The organism is Rhodococcus sp. NPDC054953, assembly GCF_053609225.1.
Map to the genome: position 1 here is coordinate 39,983 of NZ_JBSGXD010000012.1, position 25,282 is coordinate 65,264.

General features: G+C 69.9%; 19 protein-coding genes. 9 read left to right on the forward strand and 10 right to left on the reverse strand.

Translation table 11 applies throughout. The features are described 5' to 3' along the window. Window positions 1-111 precede the first annotated feature (111 nt). Window positions 112-3,549 (forward strand): DEAD/DEAH box helicase family protein, encoded by a 3,438-nt coding sequence (locus ACWF62_RS10715; RefSeq protein WP_452630033.1) that lies wholly within the window; start codon window positions 112-114, stop codon window positions 3,547-3,549. Here ACWF62_RS10715 and ACWF62_RS10720 read toward each other — a convergent pair. From ACWF62_RS10720 to ACWF62_RS10735, 4 genes are all read right to left on the reverse strand, one after another. Further along, on the reverse strand, window positions 3,546-4,202 hold the full coding sequence (locus ACWF62_RS10720) for a M50 family metallopeptidase (RefSeq protein ID WP_378509165.1): 657 nt from the start codon (window positions 4,200-4,202) through the stop codon (window positions 3,546-3,548). The two genes, ACWF62_RS10715 and ACWF62_RS10720, sit on opposite strands and share 4 nt — an antisense overlap. Window positions 4,203-4,209: 7 nt before the next feature. Continuing rightward, window positions 4,210-5,622, reverse strand: coding sequence for an amidase (locus ACWF62_RS10725; protein WP_378509164.1), 1,413 nt, complete (start codon window positions 5,620-5,622; stop codon window positions 4,210-4,212). Between the two features lie 9 nt (window positions 5,623-5,631). Beyond that, complete coding sequence (locus ACWF62_RS10730) at window positions 5,632-7,221, reverse strand: ABC-F family ATP-binding cassette domain-containing protein (protein WP_452630035.1); 1,590 nt, start codon at window positions 7,219-7,221, stop codon at window positions 5,632-5,634. A 163-nt stretch (window positions 7,222-7,384) separates the two neighbouring features. After that, window positions 7,385-7,933: a hypothetical protein gene (locus ACWF62_RS10735; RefSeq protein ID WP_452630037.1), complete on the reverse strand. Its 549-nt coding sequence runs from the start codon at window positions 7,931-7,933 to the stop codon at window positions 7,385-7,387. Window positions 7,934-8,035: 102 nt separating this feature from the next. Here ACWF62_RS10735 and ACWF62_RS10740 point away from each other — a divergent pair, with 102 nt between their 5' ends. Beyond that, entirely contained in the window at window positions 8,036-9,886 is a 1,851-nt protein-coding gene (locus ACWF62_RS10740) for a penicillin-binding transpeptidase domain-containing protein (protein ID WP_452630070.1), read from the forward strand. 15 nt (window positions 9,887-9,901) lie between these two features. Here ACWF62_RS10740 and ACWF62_RS10745 read toward each other — a convergent pair whose 3' ends face one another. Together ACWF62_RS10745 and ACWF62_RS10750 are read right to left on the reverse strand one after the other, a co-directional pair. Then, the gene (locus ACWF62_RS10745) at window positions 9,902-11,371 is read right to left on the reverse strand and encodes a peptide MFS transporter (protein ID WP_378509161.1); all 1,470 of its coding nucleotides are present in this window, start codon (window positions 11,369-11,371) and stop codon (window positions 9,902-9,904) included. A 54-nt stretch (window positions 11,372-11,425) separates the two neighbouring features. Further along, window positions 11,426-11,803, reverse strand: coding sequence for a DUF3054 domain-containing protein (locus ACWF62_RS10750; RefSeq protein ID WP_378509160.1), 378 nt, complete (start codon window positions 11,801-11,803; stop codon window positions 11,426-11,428). A gap of 116 nt (window positions 11,804-11,919) precedes the next feature. On the opposite strand from ACWF62_RS10750, the gene ACWF62_RS10755 reads away from it, so the two are divergent. Then, window positions 11,920-13,446, forward strand: coding sequence for an FAD-binding protein (locus ACWF62_RS10755; RefSeq protein ID WP_378509159.1), 1,527 nt, complete (start codon window positions 11,920-11,922; stop codon window positions 13,444-13,446). Window positions 13,447-13,514: 68 nt separating this feature from the next. On the opposite strand, the gene ACWF62_RS10760 is transcribed toward ACWF62_RS10755, so the two are convergent. Next, window positions 13,515-14,066 carry a YceI family protein gene (locus tag ACWF62_RS10760; protein WP_378509158.1) on the reverse strand — a complete coding sequence of 184 codons (552 nt, stop codon included), beginning with the start codon at window positions 14,064-14,066 and terminating at the stop codon, window positions 13,515-13,517. A gap of 182 nt (window positions 14,067-14,248) precedes the next feature. Continuing rightward, on the reverse strand, window positions 14,249-15,937 hold the full coding sequence (locus tag ACWF62_RS10765; protein ID WP_452630040.1) for a 2-isopropylmalate synthase: 1,689 nt from the start codon (window positions 15,935-15,937) through the stop codon (window positions 14,249-14,251). A 162-nt stretch (window positions 15,938-16,099) separates the two neighbouring features. Between ACWF62_RS10765 and ACWF62_RS10770 the strand changes: the two genes are divergently transcribed. Continuing rightward, window positions 16,100-16,789 (forward strand): FadR/GntR family transcriptional regulator, encoded by a 690-nt coding sequence (locus ACWF62_RS10770; RefSeq protein ID WP_378509156.1) that lies wholly within the window; start codon window positions 16,100-16,102, stop codon window positions 16,787-16,789. Window positions 16,790-16,829: 40 nt separating this feature from the next. Here ACWF62_RS10770 and ACWF62_RS10775 read toward each other — a convergent pair whose 3' ends face one another. Together ACWF62_RS10775 and ACWF62_RS10780 are read right to left on the reverse strand one after the other, a co-directional pair. Continuing rightward, window positions 16,830-17,981 carry a lysylphosphatidylglycerol synthase transmembrane domain-containing protein gene (locus tag ACWF62_RS10775; protein ID WP_378509155.1) on the reverse strand — a complete coding sequence of 384 codons (1,152 nt, stop codon included), beginning with the start codon at window positions 17,979-17,981 and terminating at the stop codon, window positions 16,830-16,832. Window positions 17,982-18,034: 53 nt separating this feature from the next. Next, a complete protein-coding gene (locus ACWF62_RS10780) occupies window positions 18,035-19,489 on the reverse strand; it encodes an adenylate/guanylate cyclase domain-containing protein (RefSeq protein WP_378509185.1) in 1,455 nt (484 codons plus the stop codon). Window positions 19,490-19,660: 171 nt separating this feature from the next. On the opposite strand from ACWF62_RS10780, the gene ACWF62_RS10785 reads away from it, so the two are divergent. From ACWF62_RS10785 to ACWF62_RS10805, 5 genes are all read left to right on the forward strand, one after another. Continuing rightward, the gene (locus ACWF62_RS10785) at window positions 19,661-20,800 is read left to right on the forward strand and encodes an AI-2E family transporter (protein WP_378509154.1); all 1,140 of its coding nucleotides are present in this window, start codon (window positions 19,661-19,663) and stop codon (window positions 20,798-20,800) included. After that, a complete protein-coding gene (gene macS / locus ACWF62_RS10790) occupies window positions 20,797-22,023 on the forward strand; it encodes a MacS family sensor histidine kinase (RefSeq protein ID WP_378570452.1) in 1,227 nt (408 codons plus the stop codon). Before ACWF62_RS10785 ends, macS begins: the two co-directional genes overlap by 4 nt. After that, window positions 21,987-22,673: a response regulator gene (locus tag ACWF62_RS10795; protein ID WP_378570454.1), complete on the forward strand. Its 687-nt coding sequence runs from the start codon at window positions 21,987-21,989 to the stop codon at window positions 22,671-22,673. Before macS ends, ACWF62_RS10795 begins: the two co-directional genes overlap by 37 nt. Before the next feature lie 90 nt (window positions 22,674-22,763). Next, entirely contained in the window at window positions 22,764-24,593 is a 1,830-nt protein-coding gene (locus ACWF62_RS10800; protein ID WP_452630043.1) for a DUF2339 domain-containing protein, read from the forward strand. Window positions 24,594-24,626: 33 nt separating this feature from the next. Continuing rightward, window positions 24,627-25,274, forward strand: a complete 648-nt coding sequence (locus ACWF62_RS10805) for a DUF1707 SHOCT-like domain-containing protein (protein ID WP_452630045.1) — start codon at window positions 24,627-24,629, stop codon at window positions 25,272-25,274. Window positions 25,275-25,282 lie beyond the last annotated feature (8 nt).

Genomic DNA, 25,282 nt, shown 5'->3' on the forward strand with positions numbered 1-25,282 from the left:
AATGACAGATGCCACCGACAGGAGACCCCGGTGCGTCGCGCTATGCCAAGATCAGCACGAAACAGACACGTCATTGCGCCAGCGCACCGGCAACAGGAGGACCGCGCGTCCATGGTGGGGAACTTCGACTTTCTGCAGGCCGAATGGCCGCAGCTGCACGCCGAGGCGCACAAGGCCGAGCGGGACGCCCTGTTCGATGCGCGGACCACCTGCTTCTACGCCCGCCGCACGGTCGAACTCACCGTCAAGTGGATCTACCGGACACAGGGCCTCCCTGAGCCGTACAAGGCGGACCTGTCCGCTCGGCTGCACGACGCCAGGTTCACCTCGATCGTGGGGCACGGGCTGCTCGCGAAGATGAACCTGATCCGCAAGCTCGGCAATGCCGCCGTCCACGAGGCCCGACCCGTACCGAAGGACGCGGGCCAGAAGGTGCTCGCCGAGCTGTTCCACATCCTGTCTTGGCTGGCCCGCACCTACGCCACCCAGCCGTCGAGCAAGCCGTCGTCGCAGGAGCAGTTCGATCCGGCACGACTGCCGAAGCCCGGCGGCGGTGCTGTGGTCGCGAAGACCGTCGCCCAGCTCGGCAAGCTTGAGAAGGAACTGGCGGCAAAGGACGACCAGCTCGAGAAGTCCGAGGCCGAGAAGGCGGACCTTGTCGCGCAGGTGAAGGCCCGTGACGCCGCAGCCGAGACCGCCGAGCTTGAAAAGGCGAGCCTGGAACAGGTCGTCGCCGAACTGCGCGCGCAGATCGCGGCCGCGCAGGCCGCGAGCGTGGGGACTCTCGACACCCACGACTACGACGAGGCCCAGACCCGCCGAGACCTGATCGACCTGCTGCTCCGCGAATCCGGGTGGGCACTCGACCAGAGCCGTGACCGTGAGTTCCCAGTCAACGGAATGCCGGACGGTGGCAACGGTTATGTCGACTACGTGTTGTGGGGTGCGGACGGGTTGCCGCTCGCCGTTGTCGAGGCGAAGCGCACCTCCGCGGATCCGGTGGTCGGCAAGCAGCAGGCGATGCTGTACGCCGACTGCCTCGAGCGGATGACAGGCCGACGTCCGGTCATCTACTACACCAACGGATTCGAACATCGCTTCTGGGACGATCGCCGCTACCCGCCACGTCAGGTCGCGGGATTCCACACGCGGGACGAACTCGACCTGCTCGTCGCGAGACGCACCTCCCGCAAGGCACTCGCCGGCCTCGCTGTGCCGCACGAGATTGCCGGACGGCCCTATCAGGAGAAGGCGATCCGCGCGGTCGCCGAGCGATTCGAGCATGAGAATCAGCGTGCTGCCCTGCTGGTGATGGCGACGGGCTCCGGCAAGACCCGCACCGTCGTCGCGCTCGCGGACATGCTGATGCGGGCGAACTGGGTCAAAAGGGTGCTGTTTCTCGCTGACCGCAAGGCGCTCGTCAAGCAGGCCGTCGGTGCGTTCAAGACGCACCTGCCGGATTCGTCCCCGGTGAACCTGTTGACCGACAGGACCACCGAGGGCCGCGTGTACGTCTCGACATATCCGACGATGATGGGGCTCATCGATGAGGTGGACGGGGAGGTGCGTCGCTTTGGTCCGGGCCACTTCGACCTGATCGTCATCGACGAGGCTCACCGCTCGGTGTACCAGAAGTATCGGCACATCTTCTCCTACTTCGACTCCCTGCTGCTCGGCCTGACCGCCACTCCCAAGGATCAGGTCGACTACAACACCTATCAGCTGTTTCACCTCGAAACTGGTGTCCCCACGGACGAATACGACCTGCAGACCGCGATCAAGGAGAAGTACCTGGTACCGCCTCGCGCGGTTCCCGTGCCACTCGCCTTCCCGACGCAGGGCATCCGGTACGCCGACCTGTCCGATGACGAGAAGGCGCGGTGGGAGTCCCTCGACTGGGGTGACGACATCGCTGAGGACGAGATTCCGGACGCCATACAGGCCGAGGCCGTCAACAAGTGGTTGTTCAACATCGACACCGTCGACAAGGTCCTCGAAACCCTGATGCTGCATGGACACCGGGTTGCCGGCGGCGACCGGATTGGCAAGACCATCGTCTTCGCGAAGAACCAGCGGCACGCCGAGTTCATCGCCGACCGCTTCGATGCCAACTACCCCGAGTACAAGGGGGCATTCGCTCGCGTGATCACCCACTCCGTGACCTACTCGCAGGACCTGATCGACAAGTTCTCCCAGCCCGATCAGGAGCCACACATCGCGATCTCGGTCGACATGCTCGACACCGGTGTCGATGTTCCCGAGGTCGTGAACCTGGTGTTCTTCAAGCCCGTGCGGTCGCGGACGAAGTACTGGCAGATGGTCGGCCGCGGCACCCGTCTGCGCCCCGATCTTTACGGGCCCGGGCAGGACAAGGAGGACTTCTTCGTGTTCGACGTGTGCGGCAACTTCGAATACTTCGACGCGCACCCCGATGCGGCGGAGAGCGCGCTTGCGCCGTCACTGTCCCAGCGCTTGTTCGCCGCCCGCACCGAACTTGTTGCCGCACTGGACAAGGTGGACTGCTTTGCGAATCTGCGCCGTGACACCGCCGACCTGCTGCACGGCCAGGTCGCGGGAATGAGCTTGGACAACTTCATCGTTCGCGCCCGGCGCAGAGATGTGGAGAAGTACGCCACCCGAGCCGCGTGGGATTCGCTCACCGAGCGGCAGGCCACCGAGATTGTCGAGAACCTCGCCCCATTGCCGACCACCATCCGCGACACCGACGAGATGGCCAAGCGCTTCGACCTGGTGGTGCTGCGCAGCCAGCTCGCCGTGATCGTCGACGACGGCACGTTGCGCAAGCATGAGGGCACAATCCGTGGCATCGCCGACGGACTGCTCGACGAGGGCCTCGCCATTCCAAAGGTGAAGGCCAAGGAGGAACTGCTGCGAGACGTTGCCGCCGACGAGTGGTGGCAGGACGTCACCCCGGCGATGCTCGAATACGCCCGCCGCGAACTACGGTCCATCGTCGGGCTGCTCGAGAAGAAGCGAAGGGTGGTCGTCTACACCGACTTCACCGACACCATCGGGGAGGTCGTCGAACGGGACATGCCGGAACTGCGCTCCGCCACCGACAGTGAGCGCTATACCGCGAAGGTGCGGGACTACCTGCGGCACCAGCCCGACAACTTGGCACTGCTGAAGGCGCGATCCGGGAAGGCTCTGACCGGGGCCGACCTCGAGTCCCTCGAAGACCTGTTGGCGCGCAGCGGTGCCGGTAACCCCGAGGACCTTGAGCGGGCGGTGACCAACGCCAAGGGGCTTGGACGCTTTATCCGGTCGCTGGTCGGCCTCGATCAGGAGGCGGTTCAGAAGGCGTTCGCGGAGTTCCTCGGTGAGCGCACCGCAACGGCAAGCCAGATCGACTTCGTCAATCTCGTCGTCGGCCACCTGACCCGGCACGGGGAGATGGACCCGTCGCTGCTATTCGAGGCCCCGTTCACCGACCGCGCGCCGCAGGGTCCGACCCAGCTGTTTGATCCCGAGCAGACCCGGCGACTCGTCGGCGTCATCCGGTCGTTCAACGACACAGCGACGGCCTAACCGGCGTACTGCGCCCGCCAGGCAAGCACGCCGGTCCCGACCGCGACCGCGACCAGCAGCACCGTCCACACGACCCGGGGCAGGTGGGTGAGGGTACGCAGCTGGTCCAGGTCGGAACGACCCGACCGGGATCGCGCGGCCTCGTAGAGGGTTCGGAGATTGCCGAGCAGCAGCAGCCAGATTGCCGTGTAGCCGAAATGCAGCTGCATGGCTGGCGATCCGTACCAGGCGACCGCGCCGACCCCCACGCCCGCCGCCGCCAGGACGAGGAACCCGAACACGTTGCGGATGAACGGGACCATCGCCACGATCAGCGCCACCGCGGCCCACAGCAGGACCGGCAGCCGGCCAGCCGCGATCAGCGCGGCCCCGCCGAGACCGAGCAAGGACGGCGCCAGATAGCCGGCCGCGGCGGTGAGGATCATCCCCGGCCCGCGAGGCTTCCCCCGCGACAACGTCAGGCCCGAGGTGTCCGAATGCAACCGGATGCCCGTCAAGCGTCGGCCCGTCGCCACCGCGGCGAGCGCATGCCCCGCCTCGTGCGCCAGGGTCACGGCATGCCGGGTCAGGGTCCACAGCGGACGCCACAGCACCAGGACGGCGGCGACCGCGACGGGAAGGTACGCCGACCAGTCGGCCCAGTACGAGTCCACCGAAGGATCAGTCCTGGATGCGCCGCCACGGCCGCGCCTGCTCGAGTTCGAATGCGAGCTCGAGCAGGGTCCGTTCGTCGCCGTGCGCGGCGGAGAGGTGCACGCCGAGGGGAAGTCCGGTCGAGGTGGTGTGCAGCGGCAGCGAGATCGCCGGGGTTCCGGCCGCGTTGTTCAGTGGGGTGAACGCCGTGTAGCGGATGATCTTCTCGAACAGTTCGTCGAATGGTTGTGTGGGGGACAGGTACCCGAGTTCAGGTGTGGTGTGGCCGAGGACCGGCGACAGGACCACGTCGTAGGTTGAGAACAGGTGCTCGGCACGCTGCGCGGTGCGCTGCAACCGGTAGAGGACCCGGGGTGTCTTCGCGATGCTGCGCCGGTACAGCGCATCCAGTCCGCGGGTCAGGTTGTCGGTGCGGGATCGGTCGAAGTCCGGTCCGAGCATTCGCTTCCCGCCCGCGCACAGCGCGAACGATAGGAAACCCCAGTAGATGCTGAAGTCCTCGACGAACTCCGGCCCCACCGGCAGCGGGGCCTGCGTGACGTGGTGCCCGAGTTCGGCGAGCAGGTCGGCCGTCGCGGTCACCGCAGCCCTGGTCTCGTCGTCGGTGGGGGTGCCGTTGACGGAGTCGGTGACGACGCCAACCCGGAGCCGCGTGCTGCTCGGACCCTCCACCAACCGGATCGGCGGCAGTTTCGGGTTCCGGTAATGGGATTCGGCCGCGGCGTAGTAGCGGGCGGTGTCCCGCACCGTGCGGGTCACCACTCCCTGCGTGACGATCCGGATCGGCATCGACCGGTCCTGCGGGTCCGCGCACATTCGGCCCCGTGACGGTTTGAGTCCCACCAGGCCGCAGGCCGCTGCCGGGATCCGGATCGAGCCGCCGCCGTCGTTCCCGTGCGCGATCGGCACCACCCCGGACGCCACCAGCGCGGCCGCGCCACCCGAGGACGCGCCCGACGAGTAGGCCGGGTTCCACGGATTGTGCGTCGGTTCCGCGCCAGCGAACTCGGTGGTCGGGCTGAACCCGAACTCCGGCAACCGCGACTTGCCGAGCGCAACCAGACCGGTGGACAGCAACTGTGTCACCGACGGGCCGTCCGCGGCAGCGGGCCGCGCGGTGTACGCGGCGCTGCCCTCGCCGGTCGGCAGGCCCGCGACGTCGACGTTGTCCTTCACGAACGTCGGCACCCCGGCGAACGGTCCGGTACCCGGACTATCCGACCGGTGCCGAGCGCGGTCGAAGTCGGGGGTCTCGACGGCGGCCAGCGCGGTCACCGCCTCGGCCCTGGCGATCGCGGCGTCCACCGCCTCCCGCGAGCTGATCTCGCCCGCCGCGATCCGGGCCGCGACCCCGGTGGCGTCGAGGTCGCCGAGGGCGTCGTCGCGGAAGGCGTGAACTGCGCCGGTGCTCACCGTCATGCCTCGACCCTAGAGCGGATCGACCTCGGCGACACCCGACTCCGTCAACTCCAGCCACCGCGTGATCCCGATGTCCCGCAGGAACGGGACGTCGTGGCTGACGACAACCATCGCCCCCCGGAACTGGCCGAGGGCCTCGGTGAGGTGCGCGAGGCTCGGCAGGTCGAGGTTGTTGGTCGGCTCGTCGAGCAGCAGCAGTCGCGGCGCGGGCTCGGCGAGCAGCAGCGTCGCCAGCGCGGCCCGCAGCCGTTCGCCGCCGGACAGCGCCGCGACCGGGACATCGGCGTCACCACCCCGGAACAGGAACCGGGCCAGCTGACCGCGGATCCGTTCGTCGGTGGCGTGCGGTGCCGCGGTGGCCACGTTCTGTGCGAGCGTGCGTGCCTCGTCGAACACGTTCAGCCGCTGCGGGAGTAGTCGCCACGGCACCACGGGCGCCGCGTCGACGATGGCCCGCAGCAGGGTGGTCTTCCCGATCCCGTTGCGACCCACCAGCGCGATCCGCTCGGGCCCGGACACCGTCAGCGACACCGTCGGGCCGCACGCGAGGGCGACGTCGGACAGTTCCACCACCCGTTGCCCGGGGTGCACCACCGTCTCCGGGAGGTCGACCCGGATCTCCCGGTCGCCGCGGATCAACTCCTCCGCATCGCTGAGGTCGCGCTTCGCGTCGTCGAGCCGGTCGAGGTGGTTGCCGCGCAACTTGCCCGCCGACACCTGCGCCTGCCGCTTCCGTTCGTGCGAGATGATCCGCGGGACCCGCTTGTTCGCCTCCATTTTCTTCCCGAACCGCAGCCGCCGGTCCAGCTTCGTCTGCGCCTCCACGAGTTCCCGTGCCTGCCTACGCACATCGGCCTTCGCGTCTCGCACGGCGGCGCGGGCCGCCTGCTGTTCGGCGTCGATGGTCGCCAGGTAGCTGCCGAAATTGCCGCCGAACATGCGCAGCTCGCCGTGACGTACCTCGGCAATGTTCTCCACCCGATCCAGCAGTTCGCGGTCGTGGCTGATCACGATCGCAACGCCGGGGAACTGTTCGACGGCGGTGTACAGGCGTCCCTTCGCATCCCGGTCGAGGTTGTTGGTCGGCTCGTCGAGCAGCAGCACGTCCGGTTCGCCGAGCAGGGCAGCGGCGAGCCCGAGCAGCATCGTCTCACCACCCGAGAGGGTTCGGACGGTGCGATCGAGATCCTCTGCGGCAGCGGCGATGTGCGCGAGTCCGAGTCGATTCAGGGTCGCGAGCGCGCGTTCCTCGACATCCCAGTGCGCACCGACGATCGCGAAGTCGGCGTCGGTGCCGTCACCGGATTCGATGCGGTGCAACGCCCGTCGCTGCGCATCGATGCCGAGCAGTGCGTCGACCGGCCGCGTCGGGTCCAGCGTGAGGTCCTGGGCGAGGTAGGCCAACTCGCCCGATATCGTGATCGAACCGCGTTCCGGCGTCAACAGACCCGCGATGAGACGGAGCAGCGTGGACTTTCCGGAGCCGTTGAGGCCGACGAGCCCGGTGCGCCCCGCCCCGAACGCGACATTCACACCGTCGAACACGGAGTCGCCGTCGGGCCAGGCAAAGGTGAGGTCGGACAGGACAACGGAAGACATGATTCTCCTTCGAAGGGTGGGTGCGGTGCGCACGCGAGAAACGCGGCGCGCGGTCACTACCTCCGAATGAGCAATGAACTTCCGATCGTCGACAACAGGTTCACGACCAGGCTACGTGCGGGACGGACGCCCGGCAACGGAATTTCGCCCGTACCCCGTCACATCACAGTTGCGGACCCTCGCTGCGCAGGTCGTCCACCTTGCGCATCGCCTCCCGCAGTTCCGCCAGCCACTCGTCGGCATGCTGCCCGGCCAGCCGCACCGTCCAGGCGAGTGCATCGGCACGGGAGCGGGCGACGCCCGCGTCGACGAGGGTGTCGAGAACCCGGCGTTCGGGCTGGCGAAGGCGGGTCATCACCGGCACCGCCAGATGGGTGAACAGTTCGCGGTGGTCGCCAATGCGCACCCCCCACGCCACCTTGCGTCCGTAGCGGGCCTCCGCCTCGTCGGCGATCCGCATCCGGTCACCACGGGTGCTCTCACGGAACCGGGAGACCCGCCCCGCGACGGCCGCCGCGGTGGCCTCGTCGGGTGGCGGGAGTTCGCCGGTGACCACGATCTCCTCGCGATCGACCTCGAGGGTCGGCGGTTCGGTGAACCAGTCGTCGGGGAGTCGTCCTGCGAACCAGTCGGCCACGTCGCTGGTGTCGGGGACCTGGGCCTGTTGCCAGCCGCCGCTGCGACCGAATCGGCGATTCGACGAGTATCCCATTGCTCTCACCTCGCAGTTTGCTGGGATTACTTGATTACAACGCTACGCTCGCGGTTCGCTGCGCGCCACGTCGACGAAGCCGCATAGGGTCGGGTGATGCGGATGAGAGCGATGGTCGCGGTGATCTCGGTGTCGGCACTCACGCTCGGGGCGGTGGCATGCAGCAGCGGGCCGACCGCGACCGAGACGGCGGCGCAGGAGTTCGCCGACGCCCTCACCCGCCGGGACGTGCAGGCGGCGGCAGCGCTGACCTCCGACCCCGTGGCGGCGGCCGCCGCGATCGAGCAGATGTTCGGCGGACTCGATCCGACGGACGCGCAGTTCACCGTCGCGGGCACCGACAGCGACGCGGGAACCTTCACGCTCGAGGCGGACTGGACCTTCGGTGACGACGCGACCACGGACCCGACCGGGACGGCGACCGCGACCCCCACCGCGGCAGCAACGGCAGCGTCGAACACCTGGGACTACACCACCACCGGAGGTGGGCAGGCCGTTGCCGACGGCGGCGCCATCCCGTGGGAACCTGCCCTGCTCGCGCCGGATCTCACCGCGGACACCACCCTCCGCTACACCACCCTCGCGGGTGGATCGCCAACAGTGCTCGCCGCCAACGGAACTCCGCTGATGACCGAGCAGACCGTCACCCTCGTCACGCTGGACCCGGCCACCGTCGGCGATCCCGCGGCAGCAACGGCCGCACTTGCGCCGCTCCTCGCTCCCCTCGCCCCGACGATCACCGAGGCCTCCCTGAGCGCGGACCTTGCTGCGGCGCAAGGCCGCCCGCTCACCGTCATCACGCTCCGCGATGCCGACCTCGCGCCCATCGAGGCGGGGCTTACCGCGATCCCCGGAGTCCGGCTAGTCAAGCAGACCCGGCTGTTGACCGTCGACAAGGCGGTGCAATCCCCGGCCCTGGAGGGGCTGCGAACGATGTGGGAGCAGGGCCAGGCGGACACCGCGGGCTGGGCGGTGCAGCTCGTGCGGTCCGACGGGACGGCGGAACGGCTGGCCGGACGCGACGGCACCGCAGCCCCCGACATCGCCACCACCCTCGACCAGGCCGTGCAGACGGCCGCGCAGGCGGCGATCGCGGACCTACCGCAGCAGGCGGCCATTGTTGCGATCCGGCCGTCCACCGGCGGGATCCTCGCGGTCGCGCAGAACGCGGAGGCCAGCGCGCAGGGACCGATCGCGCTCACCGGGCTGTACCCGCCGGGCTCAACCTTCAAGACCGTCACGACATCGGCTGCGCTGCAACAGGGCTCGGTGACCGCGGACACCGTGTTGCCCTGCCCCGGCAGCGCGAACATCGAGGGTCGCACCATCCCGAACGACGACAACTTCGACCTCGGGTCGGTGCCGCTGCACACCGCGTTCGCCCGTTCCTGCAACACCACGATGGGGCAGCTGGCTGTGGCGATGACCCCGATGGCCTTGCACGACGCCGCGCAGCAGTTCGGGCTCGGCGTCGACTACGTCACCCCGGCCCTGACGACGGTCACCGGCAGCGTGCCGCCCGCCGACACCCCGGCCGAGCGGGTGGAGTCCGCGATCGGGCAGGGCCGGGTGACCGCGTCGCCGTTCGGGATGGCGCTGGTGGCGGCCTCCATCGCGCGGGGGACCACCCCGGCGCCGATGCTCGTCCAGGGGCAGCCCGGGATCGCGGACGAGACCCCCGCCCCCGCGCCGACGGCGGTCACCGACGCGCTGAAGGCCATGATGCGGGAAACCGTCACCGCGGGCACCGCCACCCAACTCGGCGACATCGCGGACGTGCGGGGCAAGACCGGCACCGCCGAGGTCGCGGGCCAGCCGTCGCACGGCTGGTTCGTCGGCATTGACCAGGATGTGGCGTTCGCGGTGTTCATCGCCGGGGCGGACAGTTCCGGGCCGGCGGTCGACGCGGCCGGTCGGTTCCTGCGACCCATCCAGGGCCAGCTGCCGCGGTGAGGCGCACCCGCGGTGTCAGTGGACGCCGCGCATCATTCGGCTGATCCACGGTGACAGCACGACCATGAGCACCCCGACCGCGATCGACCCGAGCCCGATCCACAGGAAGTACGGCGCCTGATTCGTCGTGTCGTAGTGCTTGGCCAGAGTGCCCGCCATCGACGAGCCGAGCGCCAACGACAGGAAGAACAGGGCCACCATCTGGGTGTGGAACGCCCGTGGCGCCAACTTCGTGGACAGGGACAGCCCGACCGGGGACAGGAACAGTTCCGCGAACGTGAACAGCAGCAGGATGAACACCAAGCCCAGCAGAGGCGTGCTGTTTGCGGCGCCCCCGGAGAACGGCAGGAACGCCAGGAACGCCAGCCCCATGATCGCGGTGCCCGCCGCGAACTTCAACGGCGACGAGGGTTGCCGCGGACCGAGTTTCGTCCACATCGCGGCGAACACACCGGAAAAGACGATGATGAACACCGGGTTGATCGACTGCACCCACGACGGCGGGAAGTCCCAGCCGAACAGGTTGCGGTCGAGGAACTTCTCGGCGTAAATCGGGACGACGGTGAACTGCTGCTGAAACAGCGACCAGAACGCGGCGCTGGCGAGAAACATCGGGATGAACGCAACGACCCGGCTGCGTTCGGTGCTGGTGATGGCGCGGCTGGAGAGGATCACCGCGAAGTAGCCGATCGCCGCGACGACGGTCAGCGCAACCACCATGTCGGACAGGTTGCCCGCCGTGATCACCCCGGCCAGCGCGAGGGCGATCACCACGACGACCGCGGCGCCGGCACCGACGGCGTACTTCCACAGCACCGATCCGGGCAGCGGATTCGTCGGGGCCGCACCGATGGTCCCGAGCCGCTTGCGTCCCAGCGTGTACTGGATGAGCCCGAGGGCCATGCCGACCGCGGCCAGCCCGAATCCGACGTGGAATCCCCAGTTGTCCTCCGCCCACCCGGTGAGGAGGGGGCCGAGGAACCCGCCGATGTTGATGCCCATGTAATACAGCGAGAACCCGGCGTCGCGGCGCTCGTCGCCCTCCTCGTACAGATCCCCGACGAGGGAGGTGGCGTTCGCCTTGAGCCCGCCGCTGCCGACCGCGATCAGCACCAGGCCGACGCCGACCCCCGCCAGCCCGGGGATGAGCGCCAGCGCGATGTGCCCGAGCATCACCAGCACCGCGCTATAGAACAGCGTCCGCTCCGCGCCGAGCACCCGGTCCGCGATCCAGGCGCCGAGGATCGTCGACAGGTAGACGGTTCCGCCGTACGCACCGACGATCGAGACCGCCGATGCCTCCGAGATGCCGAGTCCCCCGTCGGCGGTGGAGTAGTACAGGTAGTAGAGCAGGATGCCCTGCATCCCGTAGAAGGAGAACCGTTCCCACAGTTCCACCGAGAACAGGTTGGCCAGCGCGAACGGCTGGCCGAAGAACCCGCGGTCGGACCGCGGGTCGCGGGGCGGCGACACGAGTTCGCTCATGAGAGAAACTCTGGCACGTGGGTCGGTGGTCCGCGCGCCGACGACGCCAACTTGTTAGCGGCGCGCGATTCGCGGCGCGACCAGTGCGTACAGTGCGCGCCAGCCGAGCAGGAAGATCGCCAGCGAGGTCGCCGCGACCAGGATGAAGGAGAACGCGGTGCCCTGCCCGGACACCACCCGCAGCAGCATGCCGCCGACGAGGGTGCACACCCAGATCACGATTCCGGCGGGAACTACGGAGACCGGGACCGACTTGGTCCGGTACAGCGCCTCGTTCGCGATCCAACCGAGCGCGAGGCCGCCGAGGAACGGCCACGCCGTCGTCAGCAACCCGGCCAGCGCGTTCGCCTCGTCGTGGCTGCGCCTGCCGATCGCGCAGAACACGATCACCAGGACGATGTCGACGAGCAGGACCGGCAGCACCTTCTTCACGGCATCCAGGGTAGGCGGGCCCGAGCCCGCGCAATCCGTTAACCGATTTGGCCGACGCGGGGCGTCGCGACGGCCGATACTTCGACGACAACACGATCATGGGGAGGCAACGGGCGATGACGCAGTGGAACGACGAGTGTGACGTGCTGGTGGTCGGATCCGGTGCCGGCGGCGTGACCGGCGCCTACACCGCCGCGCGGGAGGGCCTCGACACCCTCCTGATCGAGGCAACCGAGTACTTCGGCGGTACCACCGCGTACTCGGGTGGCGGCGGAATGTGGTTCCCGTGCAACGCCGTCCTGCGGCGGGCCGGCGACGACGACACGATCGACGACGCCCTCACCTACTTCCACGCCGTCGTCGGCGACACCAGCCCCACCGACCTGCAGGAGACGTACGTCCGATCCGGTGCCCCGCTGATCGACTACCTCGAGACCGACGAGCATCTCGTCTTTCAGGTGCTGCCGTGGCCCGACTACTTCGGCAAGGCCCCGAAGGCCCGCGCGGGTGGGCGGCACATCGTCCCCAAGCCGGTGCGGGCGGTGAAGCTCGGCGACCTTGCCGACGCGGTCCGCGGCCCGCTCGGTCGGGACTGGGCCGACGAGCCGGCCGGGGACTACCTCGTCGGCGGGCGGGCGCTCGTCGGTCGCTTCCTCTGGGCGATGCAGGACATGCCGAACGCCCGCCTGCACCGCGGCACCGCGCTCGAGGACCTCGTCGTCGAGGACGGCGCGGTGGTCGGCGCGATCGTCGCCCACGACGGGGAACGGCGCGCGATCCGGGCCCGCCGCGGTGTCCTGCTCGCGGCGGGCGGCTTCGAGCAGAACCAGGAACTGCGCGACAGGTACGGCGTCCCCGGCGAGGCCCGCGACACGATGGGCCCGTGGGGCAATCTCGGCAAGGCGCACCGGGCAGGCATCGCCGCGGGCGCCGACACCCGACTGATGGACCAGGCGTGGTGGTCACCGGGCCTGACCCACCCCAACGGCCGGTCCGCGTTCGCGCTCTGGTTCACCGGCGGCATCTTCGTCGACGCGTCCGGCAGGCGCTTCGTCAACGAGTCCGCGCCGTACGACCGGCTCGGCAGGGACATCATCGACAGCGCTGTGCCGCTGCCGTTCTGGATGATCTACGACGACCGCGAGGGCGCCGTGCCGCCGGTGAAGGCCGCGAACGTCCCGGTCTCCGCGACCGAGGACTACGTCGCCGCGGGCCTGTGGAAGACCGCGGACACCCTCGAGGACCTCGCCGACCTGATCGGTGTTCCCGCCGACGCCCTGACCGGGACGGTGCGGCGGTTCAACGAGTTCGCCGCGACCGGTGTGGACGCGGACTTCGGCCGCGGCGACGAACCGTACGACCGATCGTTCTCCGGCGGGCAGTCACCGTTGGTGCCGATCGAGAAGGGGCCCTTCCACGCCGCCGCGTTCGGGATCTCGGACCTCGGCACGAAGGGCGGGCTGGTCACCGACACCGCCGCGCGGGTGCTCGACGCGTCGGGCACGGTCATCGCAGGCCTGTATGCGGCGGGCAACACGATGGCCCCGGCGAGCGGCACCGTCTACCCGGGCGGCGGCAACCCGATCGGCGCGAGCATGGTGTTCAGTCATCTGGCCGTGCGGGACATGATCGGGCGCGACTGAGACATGGACGCGCCCGGCGCAGCTCGGAGGGGGATACGAGCAGCGCCGGGCGCGAGTGCGTGGGGCGATCAGGCCTGAAGGCCCGCCTCGATCTCCAGGGTGATGGTGATCTTGTCGCCGACGACGGCGCCGCCGCCCTCGAGCGGCATGTCGATGGTGATGCCGAAGTCCTTGCGGTTGAGTACGGTGCTGGCCTCGAAGCCGGCGACCGGGCCGTTGCCCATGCCCGGGTTCACGCCACCGAACTCCAGCTTCAGTTCCACCTGGTTGGTGACGCCGCGCAGGGTGAAGTCGCCGACCAGGACGTAGTCGTCGCCGTCCGCGCGGACCGCGGTGGAGGTGAAGGTCGCGGTCGGGAACTGCTCGGCGTCGAAGAAGTCGGCGGACTTGATGTGGCCGTCGCGCTGGTCGTTCTTGGTGTCGATCGAGGCGACCTGGATCTCGGCCGTGACGGCGGGGGTGCCGTCCTCGGCGACGGTGATCGCGCCGGTGAAGTCGTTGAACGTGCCGCGGACCTTGCTGACCATCAGGTGCCGGACGCTGAATCCGACGGTCGAGTGGGCCGGGTCGATGGCCCAGGTGCCTGCGGTGAGGGTCGGCAGGGCGATGGCGGTGGTCATGGGAGCTCCTAGGCGAGTAGTTGAATGTTCAAGCACTGGCAGGGTCAACGGTGCCATCGGGCGAATGCTTCCCGCAACCTGATGTGAGGTCCGTCACACTCGGTGTCGTGAGGTGCCGGGTGAAGGGCACCCTCGCCCGGTCTGACCGGTCGGAGGTGCCCTTCACCCTGGGGTGGGTTGGCTCAGGCGCGGGCGACCGCGGCCAGGACGGCGCGCAGGCTCGACGCCGTCACCGAGTGGGCCAGGCCGACGCCCCACGTGGCCCGGTCGCCGACCCGGCAGTGGGCGAACGTCACCGCCTCCGCGTCGCGTCCGGAGCCCACCGACTGCTGCGTCAGTGTCAGGATCTCGACCTCGGTGCCGTGCTCGGCGAGGATTCGGGTCATCGCGTCGACCGGGCCGGACGCGGTGGCGTCGCCGACGACGTCCCGGCCGTCGATCGTCGCGCGGATGCGCAGCGCGTCGCCGCCCTCGATATGCTCCACCGCCCACCAGTGCAGATCCCCGCTCCGGGAGTAGTTGTCCCGCAACAGTTGCCAGAGTTGCGCGGCGGTCATCTCGGTACCGCTGCCGTCGGTGGCGTGCTGCACCCGCCGCGCGAAGTCAATCTGCAGTCCGCGAGGCAGGTCGACGCCGTAGTGTTCCTGCAGCAGGTGCGCGACACCACCCTTGCCGGACTGGCTGTTGACCCGGATCACCGCCTGGTAGTCGCGACCCACGTCGTGTGGGTCGATCGGCAGGTACGGCACATCCCACGGGGCCGCGTCCGGGTCGACGCCGGCAGTCGCCGCCGCCGCGCGGTGGTGTGCGACCCCCTTTCGGATCGCGTCCTGGTGCGTCCCGGAGAAGGCGGTGTACACCAGGTCGCCGCCGTAGGGGTGTCGAGGATGAACGCCGATTCCGGTGCAGTACTCCACTGTTCGTCGGACCGCGTCGATGTCGGAGAGGTCGATCATCGGGTTGACGCCCTGCGCGTGCAGGTTCAGGGCGAGCGTGACCAGATCGACGTTCCCGGTGCGCTCACCGTTCCCGAACAGGCAGCCCTCCACCCGTTGCGCTCCCGCGAGCACCGCGAGTTCGGCGCAGGCGACGCCGGTGCCGCGGTCGTTGTGGGGGTGCACCGACAGGATCACCGACTCCCGACGGGCGAGATGGCGATGCATGTACTCGATCTGGTCGGCGAATACATTCGGTGTCGAGATCTCCACGGTCGCAGGGAGGTTGTGGATCACCGGCCGATCCGGGCAGGCGTCCCACAGCTCGGTCAGGCTGTCGCAGACCTGCAGCACAAAGTCCGGCTCGGTCAGGTTGAACACCTCCGGAGAGAACTCGAACCGCACGCCGGGTCGCGCGTCGGCGCCGCGGGCAACCTCGCTGGCCGCGGCGACGATCAGCCGGTGCAGTGATCCTCGGTCGTGGCCGAGGACGACCTCGCGCCAGGTCGGTGCCGTTGCGGTGTACATGTGCAGCACCACGTTTGGTAGTCCGCGCACCGATTCGTAGGTGCGGGCGATGAGGTCGGTACGGGCGGCGGTGAACACCACGATCGTGACATCGTCGGGAACGAGATCCTGCTCGGCGAGTTCCCGGACGAAGGCGAAATCGGTCTGGCTCGCGGACGGGTAGCCGACCTCGATCTCCTTGTAGCCCATCGCCACCAGCAACTCGAAGAGGCGACGCTTACGGGAGGGGTCCATCGGCTCGGCGAGTGCCTGGTTGCCGTCCCGCAGGTCGACCGGAACCCACAGCGGCGCTGCGGTGAGTTGCCCTGCGGGCCAGTTCCGTTCGGGGAGGGTGACGGTCACGCGGTCGGTGTGCGGACGGTAGCGATGCGACGGCATCGCGGAGGGGGTCTGGCGATTCCAGTTCATGGCGGTGCTCCGGGGTTGGATCGGGCGACCGGCACGATCGAACCCCGCGGCGGGGAGCCGGTCCGGTCAGACCCCGCCGCGGCGGACGAGGAGCAGTCCACGAACGGCCACGGGCGGTACGCTAGACGCACAGAGCTTGTCTGACAACCCGAGGAGTCGTTCGTGACCGCGCCGCTGCGCCGTAACCTGCTCGCCGACCAGGCCGCCGCCCAACTATTGCGCCGGATCTCCGACCAGGAATGGGAGGTCGGCGCGAAACTGCCAGGGGAAACCACGCTCGCCGCCGAACTCGGAGTCGGGCGCTCCACCATCCGCGAGGCCCTCCGGATGCTCTCCGGGCAGGGGTTGCTCCGGGCCAGGCAGGGCGCGGGCGTGTACGTCGAACGCACCACACCCCTGGTCACCTGGGAGGCGGTGCTGCGGGGCCGGGCCATCGCCGAGGTGGTCGAGGTCCGCAATGCGCTCGAGGTCGAGGCCGCCCGCCTCGCGGCGACCCGCGCCACCCCCGACGACGTGGCCGCGCTGCGCGGGACGCTCGCCCGCCGTGCCGAGGCATTCCCGCTCGGCGACCGCGCCTTCGTTGAGGCCGACATCGAGGTCCATCGTGCCGTCGTCACCGCCGCCCACAACACGGTGCTGACCGAACTGTTCGAGACCTTCGTTCCCCGACTGACCGAGGCGATGGTCGACATGGTCACACTGCTCGGGACCCGCGCCAACGACCCCGGACCGGACGCGGACGATCACCGCGCGATCGTCGACGCCATCGTGGCCGGCGACCCCGAGGCCGCGGTCGCGTCCGCCCGCGCACACCTCGACGCCATGCTTACCGCCGTCCACAACCCAGGGTGAAGGGCACCTTTTGCCCCGTCAGACCAGGTGCATGTGCCCTTCACCCGGGTTGGGCTGGCGGGCCGTCGTCGGGGGAGGAGCGTCGGCGCTCGCGCTGTTCGCGGCGTTCGAGTTCGACGTCGAACTCCAGGTCCTCGTGCTGGTGGCCGCGGAACAGGAACGCGAACACGATCCAGCCGACGATCGCGACCAGGATGAAGCTAACGCCGCGGTAGACGAAGGCCGCCGCGACCGCCTCCGATGCGCTGATCCGCGCCGCGGTCGTCAGGGTCGCGATCAGGGTGGCGTCCACGAACACCAGGCCGCCCGGCGCCAGCGGGATCGTCGCCACCGCCTTGCCCGCCGCGAACGCGATCAGCACCCCGGACAGTGTCGGGTCCGCCCCGATCGCCAGGCAGGCGAGACCGAGGCAGGCGACGTCGGCGACCCGGTGCACCGCCGACCAGCCAGCGGTGATCGCCCCGTCCCGCTTGCCGAGCCGCACCGACTCGAGCTGGGTAAGGGTCTCCCGGACGGTGCGCAGACCGGTGCTCGCCGGCTTCGATCGCAGCCGGTTGACCCGCACCAGCACCCAGGTCGCCGCCTTCTCGATCGCGCCGGGATGCGCGGACGCGTAGCGGATCGCGACGACCAGCGCGACCAGGCCGACAACGGACAGCACCAGCGTCACCGGGCTGACGGAGCCGCCGACGAGCAGCGCACCGCCGAGCCCGATCAGCGCGAGGCCGATGCCGGCGATCACCCCGGAAATCGCCAGCTGCCACGACGCGACGACGGGGTTCGCGCCCCAGCGGCGGGTCTCGCGGTAGGTGAAGGCGGTGGAGAACACCTGCCCGGCGGGCAGCGTGACCGCCATCGCCGTCGCCGCGTACACGACCGAGACCGACGTGCGTTGGTCGACGTCGACCCCGCCCGCGTGCAGCAGCTGTTTCTGCACCCGGCCGTAGCCGCTGAGCGAGATGGCCTGCGCGACGACGCACGCCGCGAGCCAACCCCAGTGGATCTCCGTCAGCGCAAGCCAGGAGTCGTGCAGCCGGGGCCACAGGTAGACGCCCTCACCGACGAGGAGGGCCACGACCGCGACTCCCGCCACCCACTTCACCCACCAGAAGCGTCCGCGGGCACGCGCGGTTGGAGGCGCCTCCCTGATGCGGGGGACACCCCCACTCGGGTCGGGCTGCGGCGTTACCACCCAGTCAGGGTAGCCAATCGGTGCCGGATCGCCGCGGATCGCCGAACCTGCGGTTATGGGTACTGCACCGGCGACGCGAGGTGGGTGACGCGATTGCGGCCCCGTAACTGCACCTGATCGCCGAGCTCCCACTCGGACTGTTCCTCCTCGTCGGCGAAGTACAGGGCACTCGTCGACGCCAGCACCCGGCTGGGATGGATCTTCGCCAGCTCGGTCAGCCGCGACGCCTCGTTGACCGGATCGCCGATCACCGTGTACTCGAACCGCTCCGACGCGCCGATGTTGCCAGCGACCGCCAGTCCGGCGGACACCCCGATGCCGATGTCGAGTCCGGTGATGCCGGACAGGGCGAACCGGAGCTCCCGCGCGGCGGCGAGGGCAGCGGTCGGCGCGTCGGGCCGGTCCAGCGGAGCCCCGAAGATCGCCAGCGCCGCGTCGCCCATGAACTTGTTGACGAAGCCGTTGTGCTGGTCGACGACGTCGACGACGACGCGGAAGAACTCGTTGAGCAGGCTGACGACCTCGCCAGGTGGGCGTTCCGCCGCGGCCCCGGTGGAGCCGACCATGTCCACGAACAGCACCGCGACGAACCGGGTCTCGCCGCCGAGTTCGGTGCCGAATTGCAGGGCCCGCCGGGCCACGTCCTCGCCGACATGCTGACCGAACAGCTCCCGCAGCACCCGGCGTTCCGCCGATTCCTGCATCATCCGGTTGAACCCGACCTGCAGCCTGCCGATTTCCGAGCCGTCGAACACCTCGACCTGCACGCCGGTCGCGCCGCGCTGCACCCGTTCGATCGCGCGCCGCAGCTGCCGGATCGGATCGGACACCTGGCTCGCGGTCAGCATCGACAGGACGAACGCCGTCGTAATCGTCATGCCCGACAGCAGCAGCACCGCGATCGCCAGCGAGTTCGTCGAGAACTGCAGATTGGTGCTCAGCTGTGTCGCGCACAGCAGGATGATCCCGATGACCGGCATCAGCGTGCCCAGTCCCCAGGTCATCGCCATCCGGGTGCCGACACCGGGCGCGAGGGTGCGGTCGAAGCGGCCCTCGGACAGCGCGCGCGCCGCGACCGGTCGCAGGATCCGTTCGCCGAGCATGTAGGTGAACCCGAACGTGGTGGTCGCGGCCATGCACACGGTGACGATCACCGCGACCGCGAGCTCCGGCATCTCCGCGACGGTGAGGATCACGAACAGGACGCCGCCGATGATCCACAGGATCAGGTGCACGATCGCCTGGCGCAGCGGAGCGTGCAGCGCAGCCATCTGCTCGGTGCGGGTCGGTGGCCCGCCGCGCAGTTGCCAGCGGATCACCGATCGCAGCATCATTGCCGCGGCGCCGAGGCTGACCACGCCGGCCAGCGCCAGGTAGATCCCGAAAATGACGACATTGCGGACCCGGTCGTCGAGAATCTCCTGCGATTCGCTGATCGGCAGCCCGTACCGGATGAAGGCCAGCACCAGAACCGCGCCGATGAAGTTGGCCAGAATCATTGACCCCATGTAGAGCGGCCAACGACTGCGCATGGTCAGCGCGACCGCTCGATAGGAAGATGCCAGCACAGCGACCAATTTAGCGGTGATGCCCGCACCGCAGCAGAGTCGGAGGGCCCACCGCGTCGCGTCGCGCGGCTCGTCCCGCGAATCGGGGCGGTGCGCCGTAGGCTCGCCGAGGTGACCTCGAACGACCCGGAGCGGGCCGTCCCGGTGCCCCCGCTGCTGCGCGCCGCCACCGAGTGGACGTGGCGGCTGCTGGTGCTGTTCGCCGGGGTCCTCGCGCTCGCCTGGATCGTCGCGAAACTCGACACCGTCGTCATCCCGGTCGCGTTGGCGCTGCTCGCGGCCGCGCTACTGCATCCCGTGGTCGACTGGATGCACGGCAAGGGAGTGCCGCGCGGGGCGGCGGTCGTTGTGGTGCTGGTCGCCGCGATCGGCATCGTCGCGGGCATCATGACCTTCGTCGTCGAGCAGTTCGTGGTCGGGCTACCCGAGCTGACCGACCAGTTCACCGCGTCCGTTCATCAGATTCAGGACTGGCTCACCGTCGGCCCCTTCCACTTCTCCGAGGACCAGATCCGCCGCGCAGGCGACTCGATCGTCGAGACGATCCAGGACAACCGGGAGGCCGTCACCAGCGGCGCCGTCGCGACCGGCCGGGTGATCGGCGAACTGTTTACCGGTGCCGCGCTGACGCTGTTTACGCTCGTCTTCTTCCTCTACGGCGGCGCCCAGATCTGGGAGTTCGTCACCCGGCTCGTGCCGACGGGGTCACGGGCGCGGGTCCGGCTCGCCGGGAGCCAGGGATTCGGTTCGCTCGTCGGGTACGTTCGCGCGACCGTTGTCGTTGCGGCGGCCGACGCCATCGGGATCGGCGCCGGACTCGCGATCCTCGGTGTCCCGCTGGCGCTGCCGCTCGCGTCACTGGTGTTCATCGGCGCGTTCATCCCGATCGTCGGTGCTTTCGTCACCGGCTTCGTCGCGGTGCTCGTCGCCCTCGTCACCAAGGGGCTGGTGACGGCCCTGATCACGCTCGGCATCATCATCGGCATCATGCAGCTTGAGGGCCACGTGCTGCAGCCGCTGCTGCTCGGTCGGGCGGTGCGGCTGCATCCGGTGGCGGTGGTGCTGGCCATCACCACCGGCATCGTGCTGGCGGGCATTGTCGGGGGCCTGCTCGCCGTCCCGATCGTTGCCGTTCTCAACACCGCGATCCGGTCCCTGCTGGCGCGGGACCCGATCGAGGTTCCCGGTGAGGTGGATGTCGACGATCCGGCGCTGCCACTGTTCCCGGCCAGCCCGGACCCGCAGCCGTGAGCCGACCGACGGGGCAGAGCCGACCGACGGCTCCACCCGGGCGCGCAGCGGAGCGGAGCCGACCGACGGCTCCACCCGGGCGCGCAGCGGAGCGGAGCCGACCGACGGCTCCACTGTGGCGGGCGGCGCAGGTGTTCCGGCTGGCGACGCTGGCATACGCGGTCGGCTATCAGCTGACCGCGGTCGCCGAGTACACCCGCCCGACCCTCAGCTGGGTGCTGGTCGCGTCGATGGCTGTCTGGTCGGGGGTGGCGGCGGTCGCGCTGTCGCGGGACACGGGCGCGCGGCGCGGCTGGGTGATCGCGGATCTCGTGGTGGTGCTCGCGGTGATGGGGGCGACGCGGCTGGTGGCGGACCCGGGCTGGTACTCCACCCATCAGACCCTTCCGACGACGCTGTGGGCGACGAATGCGGTGATCTCGGCGGCGATCCTGCGTGGCCCGGTGGTCGGGGTGGTCGCGGGGTTGCTCGTTGCGGTGACGGATGCGGTGGTCAGCGGACGATTCGACCTGGATCTGGCGCGGGACGCGACGGCCCCGGTGCTGGTGTCGGTGGGGCTGGCGGTCGGGATGGCGGCGAACACGGCGCGGCGGGCGCAGGCGCAACTGGAGCGGGCCGCCCATCTTGCCGCGGCGACCGAGGAACGGGAGCGGCTCGGTCGGGAGGTGCACGACGGGGTGCTGCAGGTGCTCGCGTATGTGCGCCGCCGGGGAAGTGAAATCGGTGGCCCGGCAGCGGAATTAGCGACCCTGGCCGGTGAGCAGGAGGTGGCGTTGCGGGAGCTGATCTCGGAGCAGGCGGCACCGTCCCTCGCGGGCGATGCCGCAGAGGTGGACCTGCGCGCGCTGCTGCGCGTCGAATCCAGCACCGCCGTGTCGGTGTCGGCGCCCGCCGAGCCGGTGGTGATGCCGCGTCGGCGGGCGGAGGAGGTGGCGGCGGTGGTGCGGACCGCACTGTCGAATGTGGAGCTGCACGCCGGCGCGAGCGCGAAAGCGTATGTCCTGCTGGAAGATCTGGGTGGCGAGGTGATCGTGTCGGTGCGGGACGACGGTGTCGGGATCGCGCCGGGGAGACTCGAGGTGGCGGCGTCGGAGGGCCGGATGGGGGTGTCCCGGTCGATCCGGGGCCGGGTGGCTGCGCTTGGCGGGACCGCCACGCTGGACACCGCGGAGGGGGAGGGCGTCGAATGGGAGATCCGGGTGAGCAAGGAGGGGCTGGCGTGACGGAGTCGGTGACGGTGATGGTGGTCGACGATCACCCGATCTGGCGGGACGGGGTCGCGCGGGACCTGGCCGAGCACGGGTTCGAGGTGGTCGCCACCGCGGATGGGGTGGACGCCGCGCGCAGCCGCGCCGGGGCGGTCCGGCCCGCGGTTGTGCTGATGGACATGCAGTTGCCTGACGGCAACGGGGCCGAGGCGACGGCGGCGGTGCTGACGGTCTCGCCCGCGTCGCGGGTGCTGGTGCTCTCCGCGTCGGCGGAGCGGGCGGACGTGCTCGATGCGGTCAAGGCCGGTGCCGTCGGCTACCTGGTCAAGAGCGCGTCCGTTGCCGAATTGGTCGCGGCCGTCGAGGCAACCGCGGCCGGGCAGGCCGTGTTCACGCCGGGGCTGGCTGGCCTGGTGTTGGGGGAGTATCGACGCATGGCGAGCGCGCACGCCGCCGGACCCGATTCCGGCGTCCCCCGGCTGACCGACCGGGAGACCGAGGTCCTGCGGCTGGTGGCGAAGGGGTTGAGCGCCAAGCAGATCGCCACCCGGCTCTCGTTGAGTCACCGGACGGTGGAGAACCACGTTCAGGCCACCCTCCGGAAACTGCAGCTGGCGAACCGGGTCGAATTGACCAGGTATGCCATCGAGCGGGGACTGGACTGAGCGCACCGCCGGGTGCATCAGGAAAACCCCCGGCCGGGCCGGGGGGAACTACTCATGCGCATGGCGTGCCGACGCGACGATGCTCGGATCATGGTCAATGACGGTGGTTCCCAGATCGATCCGCAGTTGATGGGTCGGCTGCCCGGCGAGCTTGCCACGCTCGGGCAGCGGATGCACGAGGTCGCAGCGGACCTGGCCCGGTTCAGGGCGCAGGTGGATGCGTGGGGCGCGGCGGGGCAGGTGCCTCCGGCCGCACCAGCGCAACCGGTGTACCCGCATCCGCCGGGGTACCCGCATGCGTGGCACTCGGCGCCGCCACTGCCAGCAGTGCCGGCAGCGCAACCCGCGCCCGCGCGGGAACCCTGGTGGCAGCGTGACGGACTGGTGAGTCGGGTGCTGGCGGTCGCGGGCGGCGCGGTCACCGTGATCGGTGTCGTGATGCTGCTGGTGCTCGCCGCGCATGCCGGGTATTTCGGGCCGGCCGCGCGGGTGGTGGCGGGTGGGGTGTTCTCCGCGGCGTTGATCGCGGCGGGTCTGCGGATGTCCGGTCGCCGCGGCGGCCGGGTCGGCGCGGTCGCGGCGGTCGGCACCGGCATCGCGGGCGGATTCCTGGACGTCGTCGCCGCGACGTCGTACTACGGGTGGCTGCCGCCCGCGGTGGGCCTCGCGGTGGCGGCGGTGATCGCCTGCGGCGGCATGGTCATTGCGACGCGGTGGGATTCGCAGCCGATGGCGGCGCTCGTCGTGCTGGCGGTGGCGGTCCTTGCGCCGGTCCTCGCGGACGGTGTGACGCCGACACTGCTCGCCTTCCTGCTGCTGGTGCAGATCGCCGGTTTCGTTCCGCAACTCGGCAGGGACTGGCCGTATCTGCATGCGGCGCGCACCCTTCCGGTGGTATTCGCCCTCCTCGCCGCGTTCGCCGCCGCTGCCGTCGGCTCCGATCCGATCGGCCAGCACGGCGGGGTTGCCGCGTCGACGCTCGTTGCGCTTGCCGTGGCGGTCGCCGTTGTCGGTGTCGGCACGGCATTGTCGATGGTCCACCGCCGCGCCGGTGACGGGACCGCGACCGCGATGCTGCCGACGTCGACGGTTCCGCTGTTGTTGTCCGGTGGGGTGCTGGCACGCTGGCCCGAGGTGGCTGTGCAGTGCTCCCTCGCCGCCGCACTGCTCGCCCTCCTCGTTGCCGCGCCCCGACTGCCCGGCCACACCCGCGCAGCCATTGCTGCGGTGGCGGCGGCGGCGACGCTGCAGGCGAGTGTCGGTGCAACGCCGGACGATGCGTTGCCGGTGACGCTGTTGGTGTTGGCGCTCGGCCTGGTCACGATCGCCGGTCGTGCCGGATCCCGGATCGCGTTCGCCGCGGCGGCGGGGTTCGGGATCCTCGGCGCGGCGCAGTTCCACGCCGAGCTGCCGCTCACCGCGCTGGTGAGCGCGGACGGCGTGACCAGCTCGTTCCCGGTGCTCGTCGCGGGAGTGTTGCTGTCGGTGGTCGCGGTCCTGCTGACGGTCACCGCCCGATCTCTCGGCCTGCTCGGCGGTGACCGGGTGGACGCCGCGTGGATCGGGTGCGGTGTGGTGATCGTGTACGCGGGCACGGCCGTCGTGGTGACCGGCGCGGTCGCGATCCTCGGCACCGACCCGGGATTCGTTGCGGGCCAGTGCGCCGCGACGGTGGCCTGGATGGTGCTGGCGTCGGCCCTGCTGCGTTGGGGCCTGACCCGTCCGGATCGCGCCCACCTGGCGCTCGGTTCCGGGCTCGCCCTCGCCGGTGCGGCGCTGACCAAGCTGTTCCTCTTCGACCTCGCGACCCTCGACGGGGTGTTCCGGGTGCTCGCGTTCATCGGTGTCGGACTGCTGCTGTTGGCGGCGGGCGCCCGGTACGCACGCGCGTTCGCGACCGGACCTCGGCCCGGGGCCTGACGGGCACCGGGGGCGGTGCATATCCTGTCCGGTATGGAGGCCAGGGATCTGCGGGTGTCGGATGCGGAACGCGAGTACGTGGGGCAACTGCTCCAGCGGGCGGTGGGGCAGGGGATGCTGTCCCTCGGGGAGTTCAGCGAGCGGATGGACACCGCGCTCGCCGCCCGCACCCGTGGAGAGCTGAACGCGGTGCTCTACGACCTGCCGGGCATCCGCGCGGTGGGGGAGGAACCCGCGGCCGCGCCCACCGCCCCGGCCGCGCCCACCGCCCCGGCCGCGCCCGCCTACGCGGCCGCCGCGCCGCAGGTCATCCCGCCGCAGAACGTGATCCGCGCGAAGATGTCGAGCGTCACCAGGAAGGGCGTCTGGCATGTGCCGCCGACGCTGAGGGTCGAGAACTGGCTGTCCGACGTCACCCTCGATTTCACGTCGGCGGTGATGCAGTCGCAGGTGGTGGACGTGACCGTCGACGGCTTCTGCGGGTCGATCAACCTGATCGTTCCGGTCGAGGCGACCGTCGACCTCAACGGCGTCGACACGGTCGGCGGCAGCGCAACCAACAAGGTGCGCAGCGGCCCGCAGTTCGGGCCGCTGCACCTCGTTGTCCGCGGTCGGGTCCGGTTTGGGTCGGTCACCGCGAAGAACCCGTTCGGCACCGGCCTCAAGCGCCTGCTCGGCTGAGCGCGTTT